The 7,733-nt window shown below is 58.6% G+C and carries 11 protein-coding genes; 4 read left to right on the top strand and 7 right to left on the bottom strand.

The genetic code is table 11. From position 1 onward, the window contains the following. Positions 1–432, bottom strand: a 432-nt coding sequence (locus DXC67_RS09905; protein ID WP_158551349.1) for a MobA/MobL family protein, incomplete at its 3' end; no start/stop codon positions are given. 378 nt (positions 433–810) lie between these two features. Between DXC67_RS09905 and DXC67_RS09900 the strand changes: the two genes are divergently transcribed. From DXC67_RS09900 to DXC67_RS09885, 4 genes are all read left to right on the top strand, one after another. Next, positions 811–1,182, top strand: coding sequence for a hypothetical protein (locus tag DXC67_RS09900; RefSeq protein WP_117638243.1), 372 nt, complete (start codon positions 811–813; stop codon positions 1,180–1,182). Further along, on the top strand, positions 1,179–1,646 hold the full coding sequence (locus DXC67_RS09895; RefSeq protein WP_117638242.1) for a hypothetical protein: 468 nt from the start codon (positions 1,179–1,181) through the stop codon (positions 1,644–1,646). The genes DXC67_RS09900 and DXC67_RS09895 overlap by 4 nt, the downstream gene beginning before the upstream one ends. 62 nt (positions 1,647–1,708) lie before the next feature. Beyond that, positions 1,709–1,963 carry a hypothetical protein gene (locus DXC67_RS09890; protein ID WP_117638241.1) on the top strand — a complete coding sequence of 85 codons (255 nt, stop codon included), beginning with the start codon at positions 1,709–1,711 and terminating at the stop codon, positions 1,961–1,963. A 2-nt stretch (positions 1,964–1,965) separates the two neighbouring features. Then, entirely contained in the window at positions 1,966–2,247 is a 282-nt protein-coding gene (locus DXC67_RS09885) for a hypothetical protein (protein ID WP_117638240.1), read from the top strand. Positions 2,248–2,431: 184 nt separating this feature from the next. Here the strand turns inward: DXC67_RS09885 and DXC67_RS09880 are convergent, their stop codons facing one another. The 6 genes from DXC67_RS09880 to DXC67_RS09855 all read right to left on the bottom strand — a co-directional run. Continuing rightward, positions 2,432–2,680 (bottom strand): hypothetical protein, encoded by a 249-nt coding sequence (locus tag DXC67_RS09880; RefSeq protein WP_117638239.1) that lies wholly within the window; start codon positions 2,678–2,680, stop codon positions 2,432–2,434. Next, on the bottom strand, positions 2,670–3,296 hold the full coding sequence (locus DXC67_RS09875) for a ParA family protein (RefSeq protein WP_117638238.1): 627 nt from the start codon (positions 3,294–3,296) through the stop codon (positions 2,670–2,672). The genes DXC67_RS09880 and DXC67_RS09875 overlap by 11 nt, the downstream gene beginning before the upstream one ends. A 61-nt stretch (positions 3,297–3,357) precedes the next feature. Beyond that, positions 3,358–5,448: a hypothetical protein gene (locus tag DXC67_RS09870; protein ID WP_117638237.1), complete on the bottom strand. Its 2,091-nt coding sequence runs from the start codon at positions 5,446–5,448 to the stop codon at positions 3,358–3,360. Positions 5,449–5,635: 187 nt separating this feature from the next. Further along, positions 5,636–6,064, bottom strand: a complete 429-nt coding sequence (locus DXC67_RS09865) for a hypothetical protein (RefSeq protein WP_117638236.1) — start codon at positions 6,062–6,064, stop codon at positions 5,636–5,638. 2 nt (positions 6,065–6,066) lie between these two features. After that, a complete protein-coding gene (locus DXC67_RS09860) occupies positions 6,067–6,642 on the bottom strand; it encodes a hypothetical protein (RefSeq protein WP_117638235.1) in 576 nt (191 codons plus the stop codon). 21 nt (positions 6,643–6,663) lie between these two features. Beyond that, positions 6,664–7,733 (bottom strand): MobA/MobL family protein (locus tag DXC67_RS09855; RefSeq protein WP_147327786.1); only part of this gene is annotated, 1,070 nt, incomplete at its 5' end.

The following is a 7,733-nucleotide window of genomic DNA, read 5'->3' as shown; positions in this document are numbered from 1 at the left end:
CTCGAAGCCATCGGCACCGAGTTTGAGGGCGCTCACGAGCACGTGGGCGTGGGGATTACCGTCGCCCGAATCATGTATTGCCCAATCGCAGGCCTTGTTTTTGAACAGGTTGCAGAAATCGAGAACGCAGGCGCGTTGCTCGTCCAAGTCGAGCTCGCGGGGAAGGGCGAACTCATAGCGCTTGGCCACGAGTTCGTTGCCGCCGTCATATGCGCGCCGTGCCTCGTTCCAGAGACTCTGACGGTCCCAGGCGGGCGCACCTTCGGGAAGGACGATACCGGTATCGGCGATGCGCTCGGCGCGCGCGTAGCGCTTGAGCTCGCCCGTGGCCTCGTCGCGCAATGTCTCGCCGCTCTGGTAGGCGGCAGACGCGACGGCAGACGATCCGCGCGCCGGGGCGATGCCTCGGGCGTTCAGATGGTAGATGGCCATGTGGCGTCTGCCTCCTTCCGGCAAGCGAGTGAAACGAGCGCGCAGCGGTGCCGTACGCACCGTGAGCCATTGAGGCGAACGGGCACGGTATCGCGGAGCGCAAGGGAGCCTTGGCGACCGCGCAGGCGCAGCCAATCGTAAGCCGCCCAAGGCGAACGGTTGGCGGTGTGCCGGAGAGGCAAGGAGCGCGAGCGACGCGCAGCGACCGCAGGGAGCGTAGGGGCTCGCCGCCTAGGCGCGCACGCAATGTCTCTCTCACGCAGCGCCGTAGGTGCGAGTAAGTGAGACTAAGTGCGCCCTTAACTTAAGTTAAGGGAATGATACCCACTCGTTACGGGTACAATCAAGTCAATTAAAAACGCAGTTGAAAGGCACAAAATGGACCTGAACGAATTCACGAGCATCGACGGGGCTCAGCGGTCAGATAACACTTTCGCGGCAGACGCCGGAACGCAGCCCGCGAAGCCGAAACGCAAGCGCGTCAAGAAGACCATTGACCAGCAGGTCGCCGAGGCCGAAGAGCGCCTGAAGAAACTCAAGGCGAAGCAGCGGAACGAGGAACGGACCAAACGCAACCACCGGCTCATCGCGAGCGCCGCGACCATCGAGGCCGAGGCCGGTCACGTTGAGCTCGACGAGCGCATTGCCACATGGCTCGGGCGGGTTCTCGCCAACGAAATTGCCAGCAAACCTGAGGGTGAGATCTCTCGATACATCGCATGGCGCGACGGAAAGGGCGGCAAACAGTGAATATCAAAATTGTCTACGAGGACCGCATTGACGCATGGGACACCCGAGCGGACGGGTCCGCATCGACCTCACATGCCGTGCTGCGCGTCAACGGACGGCATCTCGAACTTTGGAGCGCCCTCAGATTCGAGGAGGGGTACGACCCGGAGAAAAGTGGGCAGGCAAAGAGCAGCCGAACCGAAGAGGGGCAGGCCGAAAGCATCCTGAGCATTTCAGCGGAAAACGCCCCACAGATCCTCAATGCCTGGCTCGCTGTTGCTCACGATGAGCACGGGCTGCTCAGGCTCGACGTCGACGGTGAAACGCTCTACAAGTTCGAAGAGCCGGACGAGGACGAGGATGAAACCTCGGACAACGTCAGCGACGAGTTCAGCGGCGTGTTCGAAAACGTGGACTTTTTTGAACCAGAGGGGTGCCCGCAGGGAGCTTGGCGGCCACGAAGCCCCAGCGCGACCGCTCGATAATCAGGTGCTTTGATTAGGTATACTAAACTGGTATACTTATTGGGGAAGAAAGGAGAACGGCATTGGTCAGAGTACACGGGAACGCCCTCAAGCACGGGCTTACCAGCGATGAGGTCGCGTATGCGTGGGAGAACCCGATTCGGTGCCGCCAGCGAAACGGCACGGATGACCCGCCGCTCTGGATTTCGGTCGGCTCGCTTCCCGATGGGAGGTTTGCCGAGCTGATTGGATTCATGGATATCGACGGCGTTTGGTGCGTGTTCCACGCGATGGTGCCGCCGACGAAGAAGTTCAAGCGTGAGCTGGGATGGAGGTAGACATGAACGGAATCGTTGCCGAGAACGGCAAGGTCGTGACCGATGAGATGATTGCCGATTGGGAAAGCGCCCTTGAGTGCGATGAGTGGCCTAGCGGATGGGTCAACGTTGGCGAGGTTGTCGAGGGCAAGCTCCCGAAGGCCGTACCCGAGACGGTGACGCTGTCCCTCAAGGTTCCAGTTGCGATGAAGCGGGCTCTTGAGAAGGAAGCGAAGGCCGAGGGCAAGTCGACGGGTGCGTATGCCCGCGGAATCCTCGCCGATGGTCTCATGGCCATAGCGTAAAGCAGCAGGGGAGCTAACAGAAGGGGGGGGCCTTGAAGGGCTCCCCTTTCCTGCCGGCGACACTGTTGTGATTTGGGTCAGAGCTTCATGGCTAGCCCCTCCAAGCCCTCCTGAGCCTTTGCCAGCGGCTCAGCTCTTATGTATATACACTCTATATAAATTCTATATAGAGTGTATATACAATCTATATACTATCTCGATTCATGCGCAGTTCAAGACCCTCGACGATGAGGCGTGAGACCGTTGTATTGTGTTCAGCGGCATAAGTCGAAATCTCGGCTTTTTGTTCATCAGTCACCCAGAAAGTGATGCACTTTCCCTTTTTACGAGTGCTGATCGAGTCACCTTTGTGGCGCGTATCCTGGTTTGCCATGAGGGTCGGCGCAACCTCCTCAGGCACCGTCATTCGACGGACTGGCCTCTTAGCCGGCATAGTGAATCTCCTCATCGTTACGCAAGATTTCTTTCAGTTCATCCCAAATCTCCTCATAGCCGAAGAGATCATCGCCAAACGAATTGCCGAAAAAGTTTCGCAGCCCTTCGCGGCGGCGGACTTGATGGTCGAAATAACTGAGGTCGGCATCTTCAATCTCGCTCTGTGCCTTTGCAAACGAAAGGGTGTTGGCCGCAACCTGAGTAAGTAGCACGCCGTAAAAGACCTCGCGCTTCGTAAGCGTGCGTGCGGTCTCGATGGTCTTCACAACGTCGGCCGCGCCCGGACCCGTCGGAATCACGACGAAGTCCGATGCCTCAGCAGCCTCGTCCATGATGTTGCCATTCGGTGGGCAGTCGATAAAGATCCATTTGTCAGGATTCCTGCGGTATTGGATGCCGGCGCGCCGCACCGTCGCCAGGTTCGCCGACGTTACGGAAAATGGAAGGGAATCATTGTTCTGATCGGCGAGGAGCGCCCAGAAGCTTGCGCTAGACTGCGGGTCGCAGTCGTAAACCTCGACGCTCTTTCCCTCGCGCTCAGCAGCTGTCGCCAACGCCATTGCCGTCGTTGTCTTGCCGACACCACCTTTTAAGTTCATAGCCGAAATAATCACGGGCGTTCCTCTCAAGTGCTGTTGTATCTAACAGTGAGTCTATATAGAAAGTATATACAGTCTATATAGACTGTATATACTTTTCTTTCAACTCGGCGAGCTCGTCGCCTGTAAGCGTTCGCCCCGCGTTCCTCGCCGCGCGCAGCCCCTCGAACAGGTCTGGCGCCTCGTGTCTCGCCCATTCAATTGCAGCTCGAACGCCGAGGGCGCGAGCTTTCATCAGGTCGGAACGCTTTCCCATAAGGTCGGCTGTCGTCATGGCGTCGAAGTAGTCGTCGGTCTCAGTGTTCCATGCCTGGTGTTCATCATCGATGCCGATCTTGATCTGATTGAGAAGATCTTCGTTCTCGCGGACAATTCTCTCGACCTCGGCAGCGCGCCTAAAGCCGAAAAAGACCGCCGTCTGCTCATATGGTTCCCACGGATGCGCCGCGACATGGCGCAGTACCGCGCGAACAAGACCTGGCCGATCATTTGCATACTTCCGCTTGAATTGCTCGGCCTGTTCCTCGATAACCCTATGAGGCCGGTACGTTGGACGCCTGTCTTGGCTCATAGCCTTCTTGTATTCATTCTGCCATCCAGGCTTGAGCCACTTATAGACAGTCGGACGGGACACCCCAGCGACGCGAGCTAGCGCCGACATACTTAAACCAGGGTTCTCAGCCGCAGTTTTCCAAACCTGCACGGCCTTCGTCGGCGCTCCATCTCGGTTGCCGTTATCCCACCAATTCGTGCCATGGGCCTTCTGATTCAGGTCCCTTGTCATGCGGGCCTTTTCAAGAGACAAATCCTTCGGGAGTCTCTTGTCTGGCGGATTACTACCATGTCCCATCTTCTCACCATATGAGACAGCGGCCTTTCGCTCGCAGAATCCCTGAGTGTAACGACGCGCCCGCCCAGCCGCTGAGCCGCCCTCAAACGCCTCCAGAGCCGCCGCCACGTCGTTAGCGGTAAACCTGTTGCTTGGCTCTACCGAAAGGGCGTCAAATCGATCAAGAAGGCCGTATGCATCGTCCTCAAGCTCGTCGTAAGAAACGCCACACTTGTTAGCCATGACAGCAAGATAGAAGATGCACCAATAACGGTGATCAACTGATGCCTGATCCCTGATGACGCTCAAAACCCGATCGTAGCCGGCACGGCCATACGTCCACCCTCCGCGCGGCTCGTCGTTAACAACGCACCTTTCATACCACTCGGGCCACAATTCTTTTGCCCGGGCGATCGGAGTCTTCTTGCGGGCCTCCTGCGTAAGCTCTCGAAGAGCTGCAAGACCATCCATATCCTTCTTGCCCAGCAGCTTTGGAACAAAAGACAGCAGATAGGGGATTGTAGCAGGCGGGGTCGCATCGTGAGAAAAACACTCGGCAACATACGGCTGCTTAATCTTTGGATTGCCGATGTCTCCATTGAGCTTCGTGGCGCTTCCGACCATCCGGAAACCTTGGAAGATGCCCTGAGTCTGCTTCTTGTCTGGGTCGCTGGCGCTTGTGTTGGCGTTCCAAACTCGGTCGGTCAGCTCGCGCTTGAGGACCTGTAGACCAGTGACGTAGCGGGTCATAAGCGGCACTGGATGTTCGAGAAGGTAAACGACGTGAAGGCCTGTCCCTGAGCTGACGAGATAGTTCGCATAGGGAATTGCACCACGCTCCATCTGGTGGAGCAAGTTATCAAGCTCGCGTTCGCCAACGTAATCGAGATCGATCATGATGGCATGCAAGTATCGGGCATTACGGCTGCTGCGGCTCTTGCCGTAATAGCTGACCGGAGCCAGAAACATAAACGTGTTCTGCTCAATCGACAGCTTTCGAAGCTCTTCAAGTTCTTCAAGACCATCATGAAGCGTGTATCGATGCATAATGCGTTTTACAAGTTTGTTGCCCTTTGGGTCGACTCCTCGTTCTATCTCCTTACCGGTGTCCTCAAGAACAATGACATTGGGCTTGCCATCGGAATCGTTACCCTTCTTCTGGAGAGTCCCATCAGGAAACATAGCGTGATAAAAGGTGTCGGGATCGCAGTAGCTCCAACCCAAACGATAGGCGTCAAACAACTTCTCGTTTCTCACCTGATTTGCATGGCGCTCATTCTCATACCAGCGTCCATCATGCTCGCTGGAACTCTTACGACGCTTTCTCGAAACAGGCATACAAAGCCCCCTTTAAGATGAAAACAACACTCCCCTGGAAACAACCTCAGGAGCGACCCCGAGGGGGTGCCCTACGGGCTAAGCAGGACGTACATTAAGGTTAAATGATATTTTACACTTTTCCGCCTAAAAATGTGTATATAGAATCTATATACACTGTATATAGATTCTATATACACAAAAAGGATCACTCCGATGCCTCGTACGCGGTGATAAACGCCTTTAGTGGCGACGTCTCGGGAACGTGCCGGAGCTCTTCGCGATGCCGCATGTGCGCGAGTCTGCGCTCGCACATGGCCCGTATCTCGGCCCGATCGGCCCGGTCCTGGGCCTCGGCGTCCTCGGCAGTCTTTGCCTCGTAGTAGCCGTGCAGGTCGACAGTCACGGTTCTCTTGCCGCCGCCCGGCCCGGATCCAACATTGGAAGGCACACGGTTCAGCATAGCCTCCGTACTTCCAATCAACGACTGGCGCGCGAGCCGCGCCACAGCCTCCGGGTCATGGAGCGAGAACGGTTTTGCATCGGGATCGGCCATGGCCCGGAGGGTCACCTCAAGCTCGGAGCGGCCCATCTTCGCAATCCTGAACTGCCAATCGAGCAGCTCGATATCGTCCATGACTACCCACGAACCTTGACTGCAATGAAATATCCGATGGCCCCACAGATGGCCATAGACAGCAGCAGCGCCGCCCAGCCCCAGACGCCAAGCCACTCGGCCCCGGCCTTCATCTGGGTCCACATGAAGCCAATGGCCACCAGGAGGACGATCAGGCACGCGGCACAGGTCACGACGCCGCACGCAACGGTCGCAACAATCATCGACCGCCTCGCGCTCTCGAGTTCATCGACGGCCTGCTTGGCGTTCGCCTGGCTGCTCTCAACGGCCTTTTTAGCCGCCCTCTCCACGTCCCGCAGGCACTCAACCGTGCGGGCCTCCACAGCCCTGTAAACGACGTTTGAGGCATCCTCCGCTCGCTCGGCGGCACCGATGACCGCCTCGCTCATATCGCGCATGGTGTCGGTGTTCTCGACCAACGCACCGTGCATCTCCTTCGCGATGCCGGCGATGCTGTGCATGTCCTTGGCGACGCGGAGCTGGTCGCGCGCCGCCTGTTCCTTGAGATCTGCCGATGCCTCAAGGGCATCGCCCATAGCCGCTAGGTTGTCCTGGCTGAGGTTGTCGAAAGTACCCATGATTTGAACTCCGTTTCTAGTCTAGTGGTGGATACCGTTTTCGTTTTCAAGCTCGATCTCGACCGAGAGCGGCTTGGCGACCTTTGCAGTCTTCTTGGCCTGCTCGCGGACGAGCTTGTCGCGCTGCTGGGCGGTCATGGCCTTGAGCTGGGCGGCGGTAATCGGTCGCCCGACCTCCTTGCTCATGGTCACGAGCTGGCGCAGCGGGCGTCCCATCTGCGCGCCCGTGACGGTGCGACCGTCTTGGGTGAACTTGAGGTCGCCGTGGCCCTCGACGTAATCCATGGCCACGCCGCGCTGCGCTAGGGCGTCGGCGAGGTCGTTGAAGTGGTTGTTGCTCCGGCGCGCGAACACCTGCTGGATCTCGGCCTCGACGGTCTTGGCGATGGAGATATCCAACTTGGCGCCGCCCATGGCCATACCGCGCTTTCGCGCCGCCGTGGCGCGCATGAGGCCCGTGTGGCGGGCGATGAAAGCGCGCCGGCGCTGGGTGACGGCGTCGGTCTTCTGCGCCCACCATGCGCTCGCGCGCTCCTTGAGTCGGCGCAGCTCTCCGATCACGCGGTCGATGGCGCTGTTCGTCTGGTGCACCTCGACATTCATGGCCACGCGCTCAGGCGTGGGTCGCTGGCCCTCGTGGACGGTCGGGACGTACTCAATTTTGCGGTCCTCGAAGGACCGGTGGTCGATTGTCACGGCAACCTCGTTGTGCTTGGCGGCATGTTCGGCGAGGCGTTTGTTGGCGATGCCTGCCCAGGACGCGCGGACGCACCTGAGTTCGGCTTTCTCGGCATCGAACGCCTTAGCGCCGTCCATCTTGGCGGTGACGGCCACTGGCGTCTTCGTCTTGCGGTCGTCCTTGGTGAGGCCTTGCGCCGCCGCCTGGGACATGGTCCGGCGCTCACCGTCCCGGAAGTTGTAGACCTTCTCGATGCCCTCGGCCTTGGCCGCTTTCCAGTCCTTGGCGGCGACCATGACGTCGCTGCCGTCTGGACGGCGGCACAGGTAGACCTTGGTTGACTTCTGCGCCCTGGGGCGCTCGAAGCCATCGGCACCGAGTTTGAGGGCGCTCACGAGCACGTGGGCGTGGG

This window comes from Collinsella sp. TF07-1 (assembly GCF_003437235.1).
Taxonomy (GTDB): Bacteria; Actinomycetota; Coriobacteriia; order Coriobacteriales; family Coriobacteriaceae; genus Collinsella.
This window is presented reverse-complemented; position numbering and strand designations above follow the sequence as displayed.

Coding starts and splice junctions, on each gene's coding strand:
- DXC67_RS09860 (WP_117638235.1), bottom strand. CDS start 6,642: ATGGGTACTTTCGACAACCTCAGCCAGGACAACCTAGCGGCTATGGGC.
- DXC67_RS09865 (WP_117638236.1), bottom strand. CDS start 6,064: ATGGACGATATCGAGCTGCTCGATTGGCAGTTCAGGATTGCGAAGATG.
- DXC67_RS09885 (WP_117638240.1), top strand. CDS start 1,966: ATGAACGGAATCGTTGCCGAGAACGGCAAGGTCGTGACCGATGAGATG.
- DXC67_RS09900 (WP_117638243.1), top strand. CDS start 811: ATGGACCTGAACGAATTCACGAGCATCGACGGGGCTCAGCGGTCAGAT.
- DXC67_RS09880 (WP_117638239.1), bottom strand. CDS start 2,680: ATGCCGGCTAAGAGGCCAGTCCGTCGAATGACGGTGCCTGAGGAGGTT.
- DXC67_RS09870 (WP_117638237.1), bottom strand. CDS start 5,448: ATGCCTGTTTCGAGAAAGCGTCGTAAGAGTTCCAGCGAGCATGATGGA.